Source organism: Phyllobacterium sp., from assembly GCF_037994425.1.
In the GTDB taxonomy this organism is placed as follows: Bacteria; Pseudomonadota; Alphaproteobacteria; order Rhizobiales; family Rhizobiaceae; genus Phyllobacterium.
Genome location: NZ_JBBNAM010000236.1, coordinates 1 through 19,979, shown reverse-complemented (window position 1 = coordinate 19,979; position 19,979 = coordinate 1). Strand labels below are relative to the sequence as shown.

16 protein-coding genes and 2 pseudogenes are annotated in these 19,979 nt (G+C 57.5%); 16 read left to right on the top strand and 2 right to left on the bottom strand.

Features of this window, described 5'->3' with window-relative positions:
* The 14 genes from AAAB35_RS16570 to AAAB35_RS16505 all read left to right on the top strand — a co-directional run.
* Nucleotides 1-350, top strand: a 350-nt coding sequence (locus AAAB35_RS16570; RefSeq protein WP_340669389.1) for an FCD domain-containing protein, incomplete at its 5' end; no start/stop codon positions are given.
* Entirely contained in the window at nucleotides 343-699 is a 357-nt protein-coding gene (locus tag AAAB35_RS16565; protein ID WP_340669388.1) for a TIGR04076 family protein, read from the top strand. The genes AAAB35_RS16570 and AAAB35_RS16565, both read left to right, overlap by 8 nt.
* Before the next feature lie 9 nt (nucleotides 700-708).
* Nucleotides 709-1,755, top strand: a complete 1,047-nt coding sequence (locus tag AAAB35_RS16560; RefSeq protein ID WP_340669387.1) for an aldo/keto reductase — start codon at nucleotides 709-711, stop codon at nucleotides 1,753-1,755.
* A 2-nt stretch (nucleotides 1,756-1,757) separates the two neighbouring features.
* Nucleotides 1,758-3,023 carry an ABC transporter substrate-binding protein gene (locus tag AAAB35_RS16555; protein ID WP_340669386.1) on the top strand — a complete coding sequence of 422 codons (1,266 nt, stop codon included), beginning with the start codon at nucleotides 1,758-1,760 and terminating at the stop codon, nucleotides 3,021-3,023.
* 973 nt (nucleotides 3,024-3,996) lie between these two features.
* Nucleotides 3,997-4,653, top strand: a complete 657-nt coding sequence (locus AAAB35_RS16550; RefSeq protein ID WP_340669385.1) for a Type 1 glutamine amidotransferase-like domain-containing protein — start codon at nucleotides 3,997-3,999, stop codon at nucleotides 4,651-4,653.
* A 1,169-nt stretch (nucleotides 4,654-5,822) separates the two neighbouring features.
* Entirely contained in the window at nucleotides 5,823-7,499 is a 1,677-nt protein-coding gene (locus AAAB35_RS16545) for a Na/Pi cotransporter family protein (RefSeq protein WP_340669384.1), read from the top strand.
* Between the two features lie 468 nt (nucleotides 7,500-7,967).
* Entirely contained in the window at nucleotides 7,968-8,423 is a 456-nt protein-coding gene (locus AAAB35_RS16540) for a universal stress protein (RefSeq protein ID WP_340669391.1), read from the top strand.
* Nucleotides 8,424-9,034: 611 nt separating this feature from the next.
* Nucleotides 9,035-10,171 carry a transporter substrate-binding domain-containing protein gene (locus AAAB35_RS16535; RefSeq protein ID WP_340669383.1) on the top strand — a complete coding sequence of 379 codons (1,137 nt, stop codon included), beginning with the start codon at nucleotides 9,035-9,037 and terminating at the stop codon, nucleotides 10,169-10,171.
* A complete protein-coding gene (locus AAAB35_RS16530; protein ID WP_340669382.1) occupies nucleotides 10,168-10,749 on the top strand; it encodes an ANTAR domain-containing protein in 582 nt (193 codons plus the stop codon). The genes AAAB35_RS16535 and AAAB35_RS16530 overlap by 4 nt, the downstream gene beginning before the upstream one ends.
* Nucleotides 10,749-11,597 (top strand): ABC transporter permease, encoded by an 849-nt coding sequence (locus AAAB35_RS16525; protein WP_340669381.1) that lies wholly within the window; start codon nucleotides 10,749-10,751, stop codon nucleotides 11,595-11,597. The genes AAAB35_RS16530 and AAAB35_RS16525 overlap by 1 nt, the downstream gene beginning before the upstream one ends.
* A gap of 1 nt (nucleotide 11,598) precedes the next feature.
* Nucleotides 11,599-12,519, top strand: a complete 921-nt coding sequence (locus AAAB35_RS16520) for an ABC transporter permease (protein WP_340669380.1) — start codon at nucleotides 11,599-11,601, stop codon at nucleotides 12,517-12,519.
* Between the two features lie 27 nt (nucleotides 12,520-12,546).
* Nucleotides 12,547-14,166, top strand: coding sequence for an ABC transporter substrate-binding protein (locus tag AAAB35_RS16515; protein ID WP_340669379.1), 1,620 nt, complete (start codon nucleotides 12,547-12,549; stop codon nucleotides 14,164-14,166).
* Between the two features lie 71 nt (nucleotides 14,167-14,237).
* Nucleotides 14,238-15,182 (top strand): acetamidase/formamidase family protein, encoded by a 945-nt coding sequence (locus tag AAAB35_RS16510; RefSeq protein WP_340669378.1) that lies wholly within the window; start codon nucleotides 14,238-14,240, stop codon nucleotides 15,180-15,182.
* A complete protein-coding gene (locus AAAB35_RS16505; protein WP_340669377.1) occupies nucleotides 15,179-16,864 on the top strand; it encodes an ABC transporter ATP-binding protein in 1,686 nt (561 codons plus the stop codon). The genes AAAB35_RS16510 and AAAB35_RS16505 overlap by 4 nt, the downstream gene beginning before the upstream one ends.
* 109 nt (nucleotides 16,865-16,973) lie before the next feature.
* Here the strand turns inward: AAAB35_RS16505 and AAAB35_RS16500 are convergent, their stop codons facing one another.
* Nucleotides 16,974-17,981: a zinc-dependent alcohol dehydrogenase family protein gene (locus AAAB35_RS16500; protein ID WP_340669390.1), complete on the bottom strand. Its 1,008-nt coding sequence runs from the start codon at nucleotides 17,979-17,981 to the stop codon at nucleotides 16,974-16,976.
* 93 nt (nucleotides 17,982-18,074) lie between these two features.
* Between AAAB35_RS16500 and AAAB35_RS16495 the strand changes: the two genes are divergently transcribed.
* On the top strand, nucleotides 18,075-18,950 hold the full coding sequence (locus AAAB35_RS16495) for a LysR family transcriptional regulator (RefSeq protein ID WP_340669376.1): 876 nt from the start codon (nucleotides 18,075-18,077) through the stop codon (nucleotides 18,948-18,950).
* A 118-nt stretch (nucleotides 18,951-19,068) separates the two neighbouring features.
* Here the strand turns inward: AAAB35_RS16495 and AAAB35_RS16490 are convergent.
* Nucleotides 19,069-19,257: pseudogene (locus AAAB35_RS16490) on the bottom strand (transposase); the annotation flags it as partial.
* Nucleotides 19,258-19,570: 313 nt separating this feature from the next.
* Between AAAB35_RS16490 and AAAB35_RS16485 the strand changes: the two are divergent.
* Nucleotides 19,571-19,826: pseudogene (locus tag AAAB35_RS16485) on the top strand (plasmid stabilization protein).
* Nucleotides 19,827-19,979: the final 153 nt, after the last annotated feature.

Here is a 19,979-nt window from a genome sequence, read left to right as displayed (position 1 = left end):
GGGCGTTCGAAGAGCACGGTGCCGATGTTGGCTATCAAACGTCCGAGCTCAATCAGCAGTTTCATTTTCACATTTATCACGCTGCGCGCTCGCAGGTACTCATTCCCATCGTCGAAAGCCTCTGGTTACAATCGGGGCCCTATATCCGCACGGCCGCCCACATTCACGACAAGCAGGGCGCGCACGCGGCTACCAACCATCATTGGGCTCTGATCGACGCGCTGGAACGAAGAGATCGGGAGGCTGCTGTCCTGGCACTTTCCAACGATATCAGTCGCTCATTTGACCTTATTCGCGGCACACTCGATGCCAACATGGCGCAGACAGCGGAGGATGCCCGATATGGCTAACAAAAAATCCCTCGACGATGTATTCGAGCTTTACGATCTTAAAGTTGAAGTGGTTGTACCGGATGGCGGTGCCATTTATTGCGGGGCAAAGCCCGGCGACCATTTCGAGTTGCGCGGTGAGATGCTTCACCTTCCGACGGGTCAGGGCTTTTCCATCTATTCGCTTTCATCTGTCCTACCGCTGCTCGCCGCTAAACAGCGGCAGACCCACCGCAACGACTGGATGACAACTGATGCTGAGATAGCCTGTCCGGATCCCAACTGTTCCAGCAGGCTCCGGATCACCCGGCTTGGCATGCGCCGATTCAGTCACGCTGAAACAACGGCTGTTCCCTTAGAAAACGAGTAGGCAATATCAATGCAGCGGATAGAACTTGCCGAAAGCTACGAAATATCGCGGGTGATCCGCGGCGGCTGGCAACTAGCCGGGGGACATGGCGCGATCAGTGCGGACGAGGCAGTCGCCGACATGGTTGCCTTTGCGGATGCGGGTATTACAACATTCGACTGCGCCGATATCTATACTGGCGTCGAGGAGCTTATGGGCCGGTTCCGTTTGCGTTATCGCGATCTTCACGGGCAGGACGCGCTGGACCGGATCCGCATCCATACGAAATTCGTCCCAGATCTGGAGGTGCTGCCGCGCATCAATAAAGCCTATGTCGAAGGCGTGATCGACGTATCGCTGAAGCGGCTGAAGCTCGATTGTCTCGACCTTGTACAGTTTCATTGGTGGGACTATGCCGCACCAAAATGGCTCGAAACAGCTCAATGGCTGCTGGAACTGCAAAAAGCGGGCAAGATTTCACGTGTCAGCGGCACCAATTTCGATACGGACCACGCACGGGCCATCGTCCAGTCCGGCGTGCCCCTTACGTCGATACAGCTGCAATATTCGCTGCTCGATCGGCGACCGGAAAAGCAGATGGTCACCCTTGCAGCCGATCACGCTTTCTCGTTTCTCTGCTACGGCACCGTTGCAGGGGGGTTTCTGGGCGATCGTTGGCTCGGCAAGCCCGAACCGGCCCCCCCGCTCGAAAACCGCTCGCTGACCAAGTATAAGCTGATCATCGATGATTTCGGTGGCTGGGACTTGTTCCAGCACCTGCTCGCCACCTTGCGTAAAGTCGCAGATCGGCACCAGGCGGACATCGCAACGGTCGCCAGCGCGGCCATGCTGACAAAGCCCTGCGTGGCAGCAGTCATCGTCGGAGCGCGCAACCGGGACCATCTGAACGCCAATCTGGCAATTTCGGATCTGAAACTGACGCAGCAAGATCAAGCTGACATCGAAGCGGTTCTTACGCAGGCGCATGATATTGACGGCGATGTGTACACGTTGGAGCGTGATCGCGAAGGCCGCCACGGAATGATCATGAAATACAATCTCAACAAAGGGGAATAAAAATGCGGATAACGCTGCTTCTAACAACATTGCTAACCAGCACTACCATATTGGCTGCGCCTTCCCATGCAGCCGACTGTGACATTACGGTTGGTCTGGTCATGGAACTTACGGGACCTGCGGGCGAATATGGCCAAGCCGGAGCGAAGGCTGTCGAGATGGCCTTCAAGGATTTCAATGACGCCGGCGGCGCAAACGGATGCAAGATCATTGCCGACACACGTGACAGCCAGAGCCAGGGAACTGTGGCCGTCGATCAGGCGACACAACTGGTCAACATCAAGAAAGTGCAGGTGATCATCGGTGGCATTATCTCCTCCGTTTCGATCCCGATCCTGACATCGGTCACCGCGCCTGCCGGTATCGTTCAAGTCTCGCCTGCCTCCTCGTCGCCGACGCTGACGGAGCTCGGCAAGCAGGGTAAGACAAATGGCGTGTTCTTCCGCACGATCACATCCGATGCCCTTCAGGGAACGGCGGCTGCCAAATACGCATTGGATCAGGGCCTGATGAAGATAGCCATCATTCACGTCAACAATGACTTTGGCGTCAACATGGTTCGCGAATTCTCAGCTGCCTACAAGGCGCTCGGAGGAACAATCACCTCAACGACTCCGTACAATGAGAAGCAGGCGAGCTATTCGTCTGAAGCCAGCGCCGCCATGGCCGGAGAACCGGATGCGCTCTATTTGGTCAGTTACCCGGTTGACGGGGCCACCATTGCCCGTGCCTGGATATCCGGCGGCGGTAAGCAGACTTTCCTGTTGAATGATGGCATGAACTCCAAGGATTTCATCGAGAGCGTTGGCGCACAATATCTGGAAAACGCCTTTGGCACTTCCTCTGGCACCAGCCCGACAGCTTCGACTGAATATTTCAACGCGAATTTCGAGACCTTCTCGGGCGGCATTGCGGCAAGTGCACCAGCGGCCGACCGCTCCTATGATGCAGGTGCGATCGTGGCTCTTGCGATTGCCGCGGCTGGCAAGCCGGATGCAGCGGCAATCAAGGCGGCCATTCCGAAGATCGTGGCCGATGGCGGTGAGCCTATTTCGGCAGGCAAGGAACAGTTCGAAAAGGCCCTGAAACTCATCAAGGACGGAAAGCCGATTAAATATCAAGGTGTGATAGGCCCCGTCAGCTTTGACCAGTATGGTGACATCACCGGACCGTTCCGGCTCTGGAGAATCAAGGGAGGAGAGGTTACGACCGTTGGTGAAATGAGCACGGACGAAATCGGAAAAATCAAAAGCGACGCGGGAAAATAGCGCATTACGACCCCGCTGGTAGGGATCGATCTTCAGGTTTCGCATGACGTTTTCGACGGTCGGCTTGGGGGTCGTTGTCGACGATCCAAAAAACATGTCGTTGATCGTGCCGACGGCATCCAACGGCTTCTCGATCACGAGCGCAAGGGCCGAGGCTCCGCGGAAGCTGTTATTGTAGACATTGAGGGCTCGGGGGACGTCGAGCGTGTCGTAAACCTTGCTGACCGTTTCGGCGGTCGGCACATCATCCTGGAATTCTCGCACGCCGGCCGGCGTCAGTCTCTGACGCGCCAATGGACCGAACGGTCTCTTGCACCACCTGCGCAACGGTAGCGACGAAGGGTAGCACAAGGGCAGCGGTCGCCGTAGCGCCGGCCAATTTCAGGTAGCCTTGTGGCTTTTTCGTCCTTGTCGCAGTGCGGGCTGGGCGGCGCCTCATCCGGCGCCACGCATCAGCATGGTCAGGGATAGTTATTGCGCCACATTGCACCGGCGGTGTGTCGATCGATATGGACACCAGTATCCGGACGCTGCAACGTAAGCTCAATCGGGCTTGCACGGAATTTCGTGCCTGGCGAACGCGGCCAGTATTCAGCGAGCCATTGAACTGCTACGGCACACGAACGGCTCGATTACTTGCGTGTCAGCAAAACTAGGATATTCGTCCCCAGCCAGTTTCGCGTCACCTCGGCAGAAGGAGAGGTTGGCAGCGGCGGGGATAAGATCGTGGCGTGCTTCGGCCGTATCGCGGTTTTGTCTGCACTATCGTCATGGACGCAAACCGTGGCCTAATTGGAGGTACAGCCGGCATCAATCTGACCTATCAAGCTGTCGCGGTCAGTTCGGCAACTTCGCACACGCGGAACAGTCTTTCGATGCGCGTTCTGGAACGGCATGATCAGGTTGATGAGCTTCGCTTTAGTTGCTGGGTGAGGGAGAGCGTGCCGAGTTAAATCATGCCAGGCAGGCAAAAATGTTGACATCGTTGGGGCGGCGATTCATCAAAGATTTTATGAAAGCACAGGAACTGCTGCTCGCGTCCGAGCTTACTTCAGGTTTTCCGAAAATTCGTTCTGTCCTTGCCGACAGGCTTTCGGGAACAAAACTCATGATCGTACCAACGGCGGCCTATGGCGAAGGATGGAAGCCGGATTACGAGAGCCACTACCGCCCGTTTGAGGAAATTGGCTTTCGAGTGATCGATTATGACCTGGTCGGCAAGACGGCGGATGAAATAAAAGCCGCTCTGGGCGAAGTGAGTTGCGTCTACATGAGCGGAGGTAACACGTTCTACCTCCTCGACCATATGCGCAAAAGTGGCTTCTTTGATCATGTGCGGGCGCGGATCAAAGAAGGCCTGGTCTATATCGGCTCCAGCGCCGGCTCCATTGTCGCGACACCGGACATCGGTTACGCGGACGCGCTGGACGATCGCTCAAAGGCCGAGGAACCCAATGATATCGGCCTCAACCTGGTGAATTTTTCAATCCTGCCGCACATGGATCATGCCAGCTTCAGCCCTTTGGTTCAGAAGACCTACAAAGCGTTTAAGGGCAACGGAACGATGTGTCTCGGTCTCAACGATGATCAGGTCATCCACGTTGTGGGCGACTCATTCAAGGTCATTTGAGGCCGGCTCAACCCCAAAACCAGACGCACTTAGTCAGCGCCGCATCAAGGGTCGGCAAGAACAAGCCACGCACGCGCACAAAGTATCGAAAAACGACACTGGCCGCGCCCCAGGGGTGCGATCGGACCAGAAGACTAGGGCCTTCAGCCGTCTCGTCGATTTCTTCGGCATGCGGCCTCCCCACTACCATCACCGCCGCCCGTGCTGTAGGCAACATCGATATCCCAGCACCAACCAACTCGCTAGTTTTCGCATCGAAAATCTCCAGAACAATAGTCTCAAGATGCCTCGATTGGAGCCAGGTCTGCAGGGCGGTCATCTTGCTGTGCCACTCGTCGACAAGGCGGAAGTGTCCGGGCCACGGAGCCGGACAATGTCCTTCATCCTCTTGAAGATGTTGCCGACCACTTAAACGGCAGAGTGCGTGTAGGTATCGGCGGCGACGCTGATTATGAGCCGAGAAACCCTTTCGGATGTAGCGTCAGCGCTTTGCCCATTGCCAGCCGCAGACTCCTCGCTGGTGATGGAAATTGCGTTGTCCCGAACCGCGATCCGCCTGCGCGCCTGTGGGGGAAAGACTTGGCGTTTCCCTCGTCGATCCCTTTTCAGCGGAACGCTGGCGCGTCCAGATTGCGATATTGCCATTCAATCCCTGTGTTCCCTGCCATGTTTGTCTCACACACGTTCCCTCAGCATTTGAAGAGGGCTTCGACGGCCATCTGGAGGCATCTTTGGGCGAGAAATAGGGACATCCTCCACATCCTCCACATCCTTCACGCAAACCTAAAACGTCACCTAACCAAAGGTGTGTAACTGCTTCGATCTCAAAGACCAGGGTTGAAGGCCTTTCGATGGCCGATGTTGGTACATGTCTGATTCACAACTAAATCAGCGGCTCGGCCGCTTTGCCGAAACATCTGTCGCCGGCGAGACAGTGCTGGTGTTAGTAGTCGACGTCCCAGTCACTATTTGAGCAAGGCGGACTTCACTTAAATAGCGGGGGATCTGCGGGAAGGTAGACCAGTCTTAGGCACCGCGATCTGCGCTCGGCGGTCCGTTTAACCCGCCCCGGTGTATAAAGTGGTTCATGTTTGTGAATTTCTGATTATCATGGCTTAGGAAATCTGCTTCAGGCGCTCAAAGGGGCCCCGCCAAGAAGAAACGGCCGCATGAAATCATCCATAAGTGACCTGAATTTCGTGCATATGATGGGTCTGCTCGTGGGCGGGCTGGCGCTTTTCCTCTTCGGTCTGGAGCTGATGACTGGCGGCCTGAAGGCGATCGCAGGGTCGCGGATGCAGACGGTGCTCGGCACACTCACCGCCAACCGTTTGCGCGGGGTGCTCGCCGGTGCCGGCGTCACCGCGCTCTTGAACTCCTCCACCATCACCACCGTGCTCATGGTCGGGTTCGTGTCGACGGGGCTGATGACGCTCGGCCAAGCAATCCCAATGATCATGGGCGCCAACATCGGCAAGACGTTTACAGCGCAGCTTATCGCGTTCGATCTGTCGGCGATCACCCCGTTCATGCTGGCGATTGGATTCCTGCTGCACGCCTTCGGCGGGCGCCAGCTGTTCCGGCAACTCGGGGGAATCCTCCTCGGCTTCGGCATGCTCTTTCTCGGCATCGAGTTTATGGGCGACGCGACGCGTCCGCTGCGGACGTTCCAGCCGTTCATCGACATAATGCAGGACATGACGAACCCGCTCCTGGGCATCATCGTGGGCGCCGTCTTCACCGCCATCGTGCAGAGCTCCGCCGCCACGCTCGGGATCATCATCGCGCTGGCGAGTGAGGGCCTAATGCCGCTTGAGGCGGGCATCGCGCTGGTGCTCGGCGCGAATGTCGGCACCGTCGGGACAGCACTCCTGTCGGCGATTGGCAAGTCCGCCGAGGCGCTCCAGGTCGGGGTGGTGCATCTGTTGTTCAACGTAATCGGAGTGCTTCTCTTCATCTTCATCATCCCGCAGCTTGGAGATTTCGTCAGGGCGATCTCACCAAGCTACCCGGAGCTCGCAGGCGTGGAGCGGCTGGCGGCCGAGACACCGCGGCAGGTCGCAAACACCCACACCGTTTTCAGTGTCGCGAGCACACTGATCCTGGTATGGTTCACCGGACCGATCGGCCGTCTCGCCCGGCTCATCGTGCCTGCGGCCCCGCCGAGTCAGGTCCAACCCATCGGCGATCCGATCTACCTGGACGAGAACTCCCTGACGGTACCTGCACTCGCGCTCCAGCGCGTTCGGCTGGAGCTGGCCCGGCTGGGCGAGCAGGTCCTGGAAACCGTCCGGCGCGAGGCGGTCTTGGTCGTTAACGGCAAGGTCGATGACATCAGCGCCCTGCTAGAACAGGACAAGCAGATCGAGCGGCTGGCAACGGCGATCCTCCACTACATCGGCCGCTTATCTCAGGAGGAGCATTCCGCAAAGGAAAGCCGCCAGATGGTCGATCTGGCTCAGGTGGTCACTAGCCTGGAAGGCATCAACGACGTCGTAACGACCAACCTGGTCTCAGTGAACCAGCAAAGGCTGGCTGAAGGGATCGACCTGTCGCTGCTTCACGACGAGCACACGGCCCGCTTCGGGCAAGCCGTCATCGACAATCTCGGGCGGGCCGTCGAGATCATCGGCGCCCCGGACACGGCCAAGGCGTCCCGGGTCGTCGCGGCAAAGGCCGAGATCGAGGGGCTGGCCACCGCGGCCCACCAGAGCGTACTCACCAAGCTTCGGCCGGAGGACAAGGCCAATGTCATCAATTTCCGGCTTGCCAGCGACGTGATTGAACAGTTCAAGCAGGTCGCTCGGTTTTCCAGGGCGATCGCCGAGGCTACGCAAGACATCTAGAGATTTAGCCGACGGGGAAATCATGGGAAAGGGCAAGGAAAAGAAGTCCCGCCACAGCGCCAGCGAGGCGCCGTCCAAACGCGGCTGGCAAGGGCGAGGTGATCAAACGGATCACAGAACGCGTTCGCGCGCGCGCCTTCAGCGTGGTCGCCTCCGCCCACACTGTCCGAGCGCGAGCGCTCGCAACTCCACTTCCAGCGCTATTTCGGGAACTTCCCGACAGGGGCCGGTGAGAGCGTGATCTTCTGCGCGATCAGCAACTACGTCGCAAACGCCGGCTACGCTTCCTTCAAAACGTGGAACGCTCAATCGGATGTGAAACCAATTCCTATGCGCCTGCATCTCAGCCGCTGCTATACTCGACTGAATTTATTGATTATTGCGGGCTACATGACGACCATGCTAGGTTTTGATCGCTATTCTACTTGTAATCACTGAGTTTCGGACCGACAGAAGAAGGTGATGGTCGTGTATTCGCACATTCTAATCTCGACGGATGGCTCGGAACTTGCCAAAAAGGGCGTCGATCATGGGCTTTCGCTTGCCAAACGCCTTGGCGCTAAAGCTACGATCATCACCGTGACCGAGCCGTTCCCAATCTACGCCACTGCGGGAACAATGGGCGTTTGGCCACCTATCGACCCAAAGGAATACGAGCTCTATGAAGCGACCCAAACGGAGGCAGCGGCGAAGGTCCTGGCAGCAATCGAGGACAGCGCGGAAAAGCTCGGTGTCCCGGTAGAGACAGTCCATGTTCTTGAAAAGCGGCCGGCCGAAGCCATCATTGATACTGCAAAAACGCGCGGATGCGACCTGATTGTGATGGCATCACATGGCCGCCGTGGTCTTGGAAGGCTCTTGCTTGGTAGCCAGACGTCCGAAGTAGTTGCGTATGGCCAGGTTCCGGTGCTCGTGGTCAGATGACGTTACCGATAAATCGCATTGCGCCTTCGCTTTCACCGCTCCCCTGATTTGCTACCGTTTCTTTGAGCGGCGGCGATACTCATCTCATGACAGGGCCCATTTATGATGTGCCCAGCGCGGAATTTCGAAGCTGTGGTTCGAGTGTGATTGTTAGGGACCGCCGGCTGTCCCCGTGGGTTGAACGACGCCGTAAATGCTGGTGGCTTAGGTGTAGGGTTAACAACCCAGTGGATGATCCTGACCGACGATAACCGAGGGCTCGATATGGCGGCAAATATTGAGCCCGGTTTCGTTGATCGTTGACGCTGACAATTTCGAACTCGGTACGCGGTGTCATTTCGGGCGACCCTGTTACGCCCGAGATCAACGAGCGCTCGACTCCTTCGATCACGCCGATGCTGCGAGCCTTGGTAACGCGCACTCTTCTCATCTTTGTCACGATCGGCCAAAACCTCCTTGACAGAAATTGCTTGCCCGTATTTTAATCGTGATCGCAGGTTGGTCATTATTTCTGCAATCACATGACTTCGTTGTCGATGGGCAGTTTCGCCCCATGACGCCCCATTCGTGATGGGAGCAAGCGTCGTGGGGTTTTTGGTATTGGCAAGTTAATGGACAACTCGGTGAAAATCGGAATTCTCTACTCGACGACGGGCCCTTACGGAGCAATGGGACGCGAATCCCGCGACGGCGCCGAATTTGCCATGGAAGAACTTCGTGCTGCCCACGGTAAATCAGTACAGGCAATATTCGTCGACCCGCACGGCAATATCCCGGAATATCTCGAGGGCGCCCGTTCCATATTACGGGATTCCGGCTGCCGTCACATCATTGGCACGATCACGTCCTTAGCGCGTAAAGAAGTAATTCCGCTCGTCGAAAAACACGATGGCTTGCTTTGGTATATGTGCCCCTACGAAGGCTTCGAAGCCAATGAGAATGTCATCTATACTGGTGGTTGCCCCAACCAGCATCTGATACCTTTGTTCGATTACCTGCTGCCGCGCTTTGGCAAGCGACCCTATCTCGTCGGCGCCAATTACGTCTGGGGTTGGGAGATGAACAGGCTTTCGCGTGAGTTGATCAACGAAGCTGGCGGGGAGATACTTGGCGAGCGCTATTTGCCTTTCGAAGAGATGGCGGTTGAGCGCATCATCAATGACATCGAACAGCGCAGGCCGAGTTTCGTTCTAAGCAATCTCATCGGGCCCGCGAGCTACGCCTTCCTTAAAGCATTCAAGCAGCTTGGAGCCCGCGACCGGGCGTTTGAGCCCGAAAACTGCCCCGTTGTCAGTTGTGATCTGACGGAATGCGAACTCGGTGAAATTGGTCGCGGCGTTGCCACCGGCCATTTGTCGGCCGCTTCATATTTCGACAGCCTTAATTCGCCTGAAAACCTGGCTTTCAAAGCCCGTCTTACCAAACATTTCGCGGCTGAACGGCGTATCTCCAATTTCTTCGCGAGCGCATATTCCGCTGTAAAGATGTGCGGAGAGACTATCCTGGCGGCCGGAACGGACGAGCCGCAAGTCGTTCGTCGAAGATTATCGGGGGCACCCCTGTCGACGGTGCACGGCACAATCCGGATCGATTCCGAGACGAATCATGCCGCACTGCCATTTCACCTTGGTCGTATTACGGAAGATAATGGTTTCGACATCATCGCCTCGCAGTCTGCGATCGCGGCTGATCCCTATCTCACGGGACGCAGGAGGCGCTCCGCGCCAAAACTGCGGATCGTGTCATGAGGGAAACGCCGAATTTCACCGGATGGCGCGTCACGGTCCTGCATCGGCCGGAGGCTGCAACCGAGCGACTGACGCGTCAATTGAAGCTATTGGGCTTCCACGTGACGGTGCAGTGGGCCGCTCTTGATGCTAAGGAACTGCCAGACATTATCCTGGTTGATGCAGACCAGGGCTGGGACGATCTTCTCCCTTGGAAGGGCGCCAAGGCTCCAAGGCCGGTCGTCGCACTTCTCGGGTCCGAAGCCCCGGGCCGGATTGCGTGGGCCATGGAACAGGGAACCTGCACGATCATCTCCAAGCCAATAGCTGCCTCGGCAGTCTATCCTGCACTCGTGATGGCAGTGAGTATTCATAGGGAGCGCGAAGCGGTTCACCTCAGGCTTCAGCATCTTGAAGAGCGTATCCGTCTACGCCCTCTGGTATATGCCGCGGTTCAGAAAATAATGGCGGCGCGTCAAATCGACGAAGAGCACGCTTACAGCATGTTACGCAACTGCGCTATGCAAAAAAGGCTCCCAATGGAGCAGGTTGCGGCATCGATCTTAGGCGGTGCTGAGCCCCTGCCAGAGGCCGGGTGATGCGCGTCCTGAAAGCTCTCTTGCGGCAGCCAGCAGCGCTGTTCGGGCTCATCGTCGTCTTGGTCGTTGTCGCAATGGCAATGGGGGCGCCGCTCATTGCTCCCTACAGTCCCGATAACCAAATGTTCGATGGGCTAACGATCGAGGGCGCTCCGTTGCCGCCGAACGCCCAGTTTCTCCTTGGTACCGATACGCTCGGACGAGACCTGTTTTCCCGGCTGCTTTTTGGTGCTCGTACATCATTGATCATCGGTCTTGTCGCCAACGGAATTGCGGTGGCAATTGGATTGTTGATCGGCATTCTCGCGGGGTATATGCGCGGGATTGTCGGCGGCATGCTCATGCGATTCACCGATCTGATGATGGCGTTTCCGGCACTCCTTCTCGCAATTGTCCTTGCAGCGCTGCTTCGGCCGAGCCTGTGGATCGTCGCCATGGTCATCGCATTGGTAAATTGGGTTCAGGTTGCACGCATTGTCTACACGGAAACGCGAGGGTTGGTTGAACGGGATTTCATCCTTGCTGAGCGTTCACTCGGCGCCGGACATCTCCGCATTCTCTTTAGACACATTCTCCCGCATCTGATGCCAACGGCCATCGTTTGGGGAACGCTGGGAATTGCAACCACGGTCCTTCTGGAAGCAACCTTGTCTTTCCTTGGCATCGGCGTACAGCCGCCGCAGCCGTCATGGGGCAATATAATTTTTGAAAGCCAGAGTTATTTCCAGGCGGCGCCTTGGCTCGTATTCTTCCCCGGTGCAATCATCCTGCTGACAGCGCTCTCTTTCAATCTTATCGGCGATGCATTGCGGGATATCCTCGACCCAACGCAACGGGGGCGTGGCTGATATGACGTTTCTCGTCTTACGCCGTCTCGCACAAACCGCGTTGATCCTCCTTGGCGTTGCGGCCATCACCTTCCTGCTGCTCTATGCCCTGCCCGCTGACCCAGCGCGCATGATCGCCGGACGCAGCGCCACTGCGCAGACGGTGGCCAATATCCGCCACGAGCTCGGTCTGGACCAGCCCTTGCCGGTTCAGTTCTGGACATATCTAAAAGGGATCGTTCATGGCGATCTCGGTCGGTCTTATGCGCAAAAGACTGACGTCGCCGCTCTGATCGCCGCACGCATTCCCGCCACGCTCTTGCTGATGGCCGCAGGAATTCTGGTCGAAGTCGTGCTTGGGCTGACATTTGGTATCATCGGTGCGCTTCGGCGCGGCGGAACCATCGACAGGATCGTAATGATGGCGTCGTTCGTTGGCGTTTCCGCTCCGCAATTCGTGGTAGCGTTGCTCCTTCTTTATATGTTTGCGGTCACCCTGGGCTGGTTTCCGATGAGTGGGTTCGGCACACCGGCCCACGTGGTTCTGCCTGCGGCAACGCTCGGGATCCTCGGCGCGGGCTGGTATGCACGCATGGTACGTTCGGCCATGATCGACGTGCTCAATCAGGACTATGTTCGCACTGCAAGGGCCAAGGGCCTTTCGTCGGTCCGTATTATCCTGCGCCACGCTCTACCGAACGCCATGCTACCCATCATCGCCATGATAGGGATCGATATCGGGCAGTTTATGGGTGGTGTCGTCGTTGTCGAAGCCGTCTACGGCTGGCCCGGCATTGGTCAACTCGCCTGGCAGGCGATCCAGCAGGTCGACATCCCGATCATCATGGGCGTGACGCTCGTTTCGGCCCTCGCCATCGTACTTGGCAATCTAATCGCGGACATCATTGCTCCGCTTATCGATCCGCGCATTCGCACACGCTGATCTTAACAAAACAAAAAGGGGAACAAAATGTTCAAACGCTGGCTTAGAAACACAACAATGGCAACGGTGCTGGCACTAGTGCCAGTATCCGTATGGGCGCAGGATACGCCGCAGCAAGGCGGGGACATCATCGTTACCTACAAGGACGATATTGCTACGCTTGACCCTGCTATCGGTTACGACTGGGTCAATTGGTCGATGATCAAGAGCCTTTACTCTCGGCTAATGGACTACACTCCGGGAACAGCCACTCTAGTTCCGTCGCTCGCCGAGACGTTCGGCGTTTCCGATGATGGTCTCACCTACACCTTCAAGCTGCGCAAAGGTGTAAAGTTTACGAACGGCCGCGAAGTCGTCGCTTCGGACGTCAAGTATTCGATCGAACGGGCTGCCAACCCAAAGACTCAAGGGCCTGGTGCTGGCTTCTTTGGGTCCATCAAAGGATATGAGGATGTCTCCGGCGGCAAGTCAACTACACTGGAAGGTATCGAGGTGCCGGATGACTCAACGGTGATTTTCCACCTATCGCGTGCTGATGCGACGTTCCTCCATGTTCTGGCCATCAACTTTGCCTCTGTTGTCCCGCACGAGGCAGTCGAGGCGGCGGGCAGCGATTTCGGCAAGAAGCCCGTCGGTTCCGGCACGTTTGTCCTTAAGGACTGGACCATCGGTCAGCGCCTCGTCTTTGAACGCAATCCGGACTACTTCGTCAAAGACATGCCGCATATCGACAAGTTCACGGTAGAGGTAGGCCAGGAGCCGTTGGTAGCGCTACTGCGTCTGCAGAAGGGCGAAGTGGATATCGCCGGAGATGGCATACCTCCAGCGAAATTTCTCGAAATCAAGAATTCACCAGATGGTCCAAAAATGATCGTTGATGGCCAACAGCTCCATACCGGCTACATCACCTTGAACACGAAGGTGAAACCATTCGATAATTTGAAGGTTCGCCAGGCGTTGAACATGGCGATCAACAAGGATCGTATCACCCGTGTTCTGAACGGTCGGGCCACGGCTGCAAACCAGCCGCTGCCACCATTGATGCCCGGCTATGACAAGGGCTTTACCGGTTATACCTACAATGTCGAAAAGGCCAAGGCATTGCTTGCTGAAGCAGGCTTTCCGGACGGTTTCGAAACTGTGCTCTACTCCACCAACACGGATCCGCAACCGCGCATAGCACAGGCGATCCAGCAGGATTTGGCGGCAGTCGGTGTGAAGGCAGAGGTTCGGGCCCTGGCACAGGCCAACGTGATTGCCGCAGGCGGAACCGAAGGCGAAGCACCGATGATCTGGTCTGGCGGCATGGCCTGGATCGCGGACTTTCCGGATCCGTCTAATTTCTACGGACCGATTCTCGGATGCTCGGGCGCCATATCCGGTGGATGGAACTGGTCGTGGTATTGCAACCAGGACATCGACAAGCGTGCTGTTGCGGCGGACTCCATGTCTGACCCGGCCAAGGTGGAAGAGCGCGCGGCGGTATGGGGAAAGATATTCACTGATATCATGGCAGACGCACCCTGGATCCCGATTATCAACGAGCGCCGTGTCGTTGCCAAGTCCGTGCGCATGGGCGGCGCCGACAACATCTATATCGATCCAACCCGCGTCATCAATTACGACGCGATCTACGTAAAGCAGTAATCGCTTTCGTGTCTTCCCCGGGGAAATTGAGAACCCCGGGGAATAACATTCATTGATCTGGAGCAATAACCATGTGCGTTACCTGCAACCACACCATCCATCGTGCAAGGCATCATTTTGGCTGGAACCGCGACTTTGAGCCAGCACTTATTGCCAAGGCAGGCGAGACAATTCACTTCGAATGCCTGGACTCCTCGGGCGGCCAACTCAGCAAGGGCGCGACACTCGATACCCTTGCCAATCTCGACTTCGGTAAAATCAATCCGGTGACAGGTCCCGTCTATGTCGAAGATGCACAACCCGGCGATGCGCTAAAGGTGACTTTACGAAGGTTCGTGCCTTCGGGCGTTGGCTGGACGGCCAATATTCCAGGATTCGGCCTCCTCGCAAACCAGTTTGAAGAACCGGCCCTGCATATGTGGAACTATGATCCGATCTCCATGACGCCTTCGCTTTATGGCCCGGGCGGCCGCGTTCCATTGAAGCCCTTTGCCGGCACAATTGGTGTTGCTCCGGCAGAACCAGGGCTACATTCGGTCGTGCCGCCGCGCGGGGTCGGTGGAAATCTCGATATCCGCGATCTGACCGCGGGCGTAACGCTTTATCTTCCTGTGGAAGTCGAAGGCGGGCTTTTCTCCATCGGTGACACCCACGCCGCGCAAGGCGATGGTGAAGTCTGCGGGACGGCAATCGAAAGCCAGATGGAAGTCGAAGCGACAATCGAACTCGTGAAGGATGCGCGGCTTAAAAGCCCTCGATTCACTACAACGGAGCCGGTAACCCGTCATCTCGACGGCGCGGGCTATGAGGTGACCACGGGCGTGGGGCCCGATCTCATGACAGGCGCACGCGAAAGCGTGATGCGCATGATCGATCTGCTGGGAGTTGAGCACGGCATGAGTCCGATCGATGCATATCTGCTTTGCTCCGTCTGTGGCGATCTGCGCGTCAGTGAAATCGTTGATGCGCCTAATTGGGTTGTCTCGTTCTACTTCCCAAGGATCGTATTCGCGTGAGACTTGTCACTCCAGCCACCACGCCAGTCCTTTCAGTGCGTGATTTGTGCGTGGATGCCCGTACGCCGGAAGGCAGGCGGCGTGTTCTCGACGACATCAGTTTTGATCTCAACCTTGGCGAAACATTGTGCATCGCTGGGGAGTCTGGGTCCGGGAAATCCGTAACGTCCCTATCGATTATGCAATTGCTGCCCAAGGCATCGCTGCAGATTGCGTCGGGCAGCATCAAGCTTGTTGATCGCGAACTTACCAAGCTGTCAAATCGCGCCATGCGGAGCGTGCGGGGCGGCGATATTGCGATGGTTTTTCAGGAACCGATGACCTCGCTCAATCCAGTGCTGTCGATCGGCACGCAGCTCATGGAAGCGATCCGCGAACACCAAGGAACAGAGGGCGGCAAGGCTGATGCAATAGCGCGCCAGATGCTTGACGCGGTTCACATCAGCGAGCCGGGCCGCCGCTTGGCGCAATATCCGCATGAGCTGTCTGGCGGCATGCGCCAGCGGGTCATGATCGCCATGGCTCTCTCGTGCCGGCCGAAGGTCCTGATTGCTGACGAACCAACCACGGCGCTAGATGTTACTGTGCAGGCGCAAATCCTCAAGCTGATGCGCGAATTGAAGCGGGAGTTCGGTGCGTCAATTATCCTGATCACCCATGACATGGGCGTGGTCGCGGAAATGGCCGACCGTGTAGCGATCATGCAGAATGGGCGCATCGTTGAACAAGGAAGCGCTTTGACGGTCTTCGAGCGCCCGCAGGAACTCTACACGAGGCAATTGCTAGCCGCCGTCCCTCGCCTCGGCGCCCATACAGGGACGGACGGTCCGCCTCGCGTTAACCTGGAGGGGGCAATCGTCAACGTCCCCGATCGCTCAAATGTCCTTCTCGTCCGTAACCTCAACGTCACGTATGGCAGTCCTGCTCGCGGGCTTTTCAAAGGTAAGCCACCTGTATCTGCAGTTTCAGACGTGTCGTTCGAGCTCAGGCCGGGCCATACGCTCGGACTTGTTGGTGAAAGCGGGTCTGGAAAATCGACCACTGGCAAGGCCGTGCTCGGTCTCATCCCGTTTACCGGCGACGTCGTAGTTGACGGAAAAAATATCGCTGGACTTAGCGCGCGCCAAATGCAGCCTATCCGCCGTTCGGCACAAATGGTCTTTCAAGATCCCTATGCTTCACTCGACCCGCGTATGGCCGTGGGCGCCGCAATCTCCGAACCCCTGATCATTCACGGTCTTGCCAACAAGGGTGAACGCGACGATCGGGTCGCGGAACTGCTGCGCCGGGTCGGCCTTCAGCCTGATGCCGCCAGTCGCTATCCGCATGAATTTTCCGGTGGACAGCGCCAACGCATATGTATCGCACGTGCGCTTGCCTTGGAGCCGAAGCTGATAGTCGCGGACGAGAGCGTTGCTGCGTTGGACGTCTCAGTACGGGTACGGGTACTCGATCTGATGCTCGAATTGCAGGAAGCGATGGGGCTTGCCTATCTCTTCATCTCCCACGATATGGCCGTGATTGAGCGCATGTCACATAACGTCGCCGTCATGCGAGCGGGTCGCATTGTTGAAATGGATGCGCGGCGCGAGGTATTCGAGAACCCGAAGGACGACTATACACGAGCGCTGATGGCAGCCGTTCCCGTCCCCGATCCACGTGCGCGCCGGAGAATCTGCTGACGGACGACCGCATGAAGAGCCTCAAGCCACACTCACGTTTTTGGCGAAGCGGACAGACACGGGCTGCTTGCTTACGGGGGGTCGCAAAATGCTTGCAGTGCGCCAGATGTCATCTATCGATATCGATGATGAGCTTTCCGTCCACGCCACCCCGCTGGATGAGTTCGTAGGCATCCATTACGGTGTCGAGCGTAAAGACGCGGCCATCGAGACGAGGAGTGAGCTTGTCAGCATTTGCGAGTTTGGTTGCTTCCGCCATGATCTCTCCGTGATGTTCGCGACCTTCGCCGGTCAGCAGCGGAATCAACGTAAATACGCCGGAATACGTTGCGGCCTTGAAGGACAGCGGTGCGAGCGCATGAGTGCCCCATCCGAGGCAGCTCACGACGTGTCCAAACCGCTTTACCGCCTTGAACGCAGTATCGAGGCCGGGACCACCGATCGTGTCGTACACGACGTCGAAGCCCTTGCCGTCCGTGTAGCGGGCGACATAGTCCTCGACTGTCTCGGAAGCATAATCGATTGGCGTTGCGCCAACGCTCCTGATGTAGTCGGCCGTGCGGGCTCCATCAACCGCGTAGACTTCTGCATCAAAGGACTTTGCGATTTGAACCGCAACGTGGCCGACACCGCCGGCGCCACCTAGAACGAGAACCTTCTGGGCCGCGCTGACGCCGACGCGATCAACCAGGCCTTCCCAGGCCGTGATGAAGACCAGGGGCAATGCCGCCGCTTGGCGCATCGACAGATGCGAAGGTTTGCGGGCGAGCAGCCGGGCGTCGACGGATGCGAACTGCGCCAAGGAGCCCTGGACTCCACCAACGCCACCCGTCATGCCGTAGACTTCATCGCCACGGCGCAAGCCCTTGACGCCCGCTCCAACTGCTTCGACGACACCGGCCATATCGATGCCGAGGATCGCCGGGACCGGATGACGCGCATGGGCCGCGTTGCCCGACCTTATCTTTGTATCCAGCGGATTGACGCCGCTTGCTTTGATGCGGACAAGGACTTCACCTTCGGCCGGGCTAGGGCGGGGAATTTCGGCGACGCGAAACGTGTCGCCGGGGCTTTCAAGTATCAATGCTTTCATCGTGCTCAATTTCGATTGTTCCATTTCAGCGAAGACGACGTGAATGTGGGCTAGCGGTTCCCGTTTGAAAATCATACTATTTGCATGCTGTTCATTCGTTTTTGTATGGGTTCCGCTATGGAGTGGAGTGACGTTCGACTGTTCCTCGCGATAGCGCGCGAGGGGACCCTGGGGGCGGCCGCGCGCTCCCTCGGACTTACCCAACCCACCATGGGACGCCGCCTCAGGGCCCTCGAGGAAGCGGTTGGCCACAGCCTCTTTCAGCGGACCAACGACGGGTTCGTTCTCACCTCCGAGGGTCAGATCGTCTTGACCCACGCCGAGCGGATGGAAGAGGAGGCCATCGCAATTGAGCGTCGGATCGCCGGCTCCGAGCAAAGCCTTTCCGGGCCTCTCCGGATTTCCTGTTCCGATTGGTTCGGCATCCACGTGCTCGGCCCGCTGCTGTCGCAGTTTGCCGCGCTGCATCCAAATGTCGTCGTCGAATTGCTCACCGATTCCAGACTTCTCAACCTCGCGCGGAGGGAGGCGGATCTTGCTTTTCGCATCAGGCCATTCGTTGATCCGGAAGTGGTGTCCAGAAGGCTGGTTCGTATCTCATACGGGCTTTATGTGCCGCATGCCGCGGCCGATCCGACCGACGGTGATGGGCGCTCGCATGGGATCATCACCATGGACGAAGCCTTCGGCGGAATGCCTGATGTTGCCTGGCTCCGGGAGCATTATCCCAACGCCCACATCGTGTTCAGGAGCAATAATCGTGACGTCCAGGCCAAGATGTGTGCGGGCGGAATTGGGATGGCGGTAATTCCACGGTTGCTGGGCGATGGAAACAAAGACCTGCGCCGAGTCGATGTTCCCGTTCCGCCACCAGGTCGTGACACCTGGTTGGGATACCATCGCGATCTTCGCAGGCTCGCAAGGTTGCGTGCGCTGATAGATTTTATCGTGGAGCGCATGCCCAAGTTTGAACTCTCCTCCTTCGAAAAATGATCCTTCCTTCAGCCGATGGCCCACTGGCAGGCCGCCATCTTCTTCACCGATCATCCGGGTCGAAGGTCGTGGATCGATTCGATGCCGCGATCTGAGCCCGCAAATAAACACGGGCTCACAGTGCTCGCTCTGCCGCGTTGTTCGTGAGACAAATTCTGCTGTCGCTGAGGAAAGAGGTGAAGCCATCCCAACGATTCAGCATGTAGTCGATCGCCTCGGCGACCGGGGAGCTGCGTGACGGTTTTGTCCGCTCGGTCGTCGAGCCGAGCAACGAAGGTGGGGCGAAATAACGATCCCGAACGATCCTGACCCTTTTTTGGCGCACCGGTCGATGCCCGCATGGTATTTGCCAATGCGACGTCGGATCGAGCTTGCTATGGGCCTCGCCCGAAGTGTGTCGTGTTTGGGTTGATCGACTATCGGCGATCAAGGAAGAACGAAGGATTCAAGCTTCAAACGCGCCGACGATGACGCGGTCACCTTACTCACTCCGGGCTCAACCAAGGAACTTTTAGACCCAAGCGGGGTTTTCTTTGCTTCACATAAGCAAGAAGAGACGTTTCATGCCCCGTGGCGACAAGTTAGCATAAACCGACAAGCAGAAGCGCAAGGCCGAGCATATCGAGGGAGGCTACGAGGATCGCGGTGTTTCCGAAAAGGAAGCCGAACGCCGCGCCTGGGCCACCGTCAACAAAGCGGCGGCGGCAAGAAGTCCGGCTCAGGCCGTGGCCATGCCGAAAACCATGCCTCCTCCGAAAAGGGCGGACGCAAGGGCGGTGCAGCCGCTGCGTGGAGAACCAAAGGAAGAGCGTTCCGCTTCGGCCAAAGAGGCCGCTGCGACCCGCAAGCGCAAAGGAGCATAACGCCCATCAATAACGGCGCGACGGCGCCATGAGAGTGGGGCCGTCTCTTTTATGGAGGACCGCAATGCTGAAGAAGACGTCGAAACAGAAATGGTCACAGGCGGTAACCAACAACAGCGACGCAATGGAGCTTGAGGGCGGCGTTTTCAAGCAGCGTAGCGCCAAG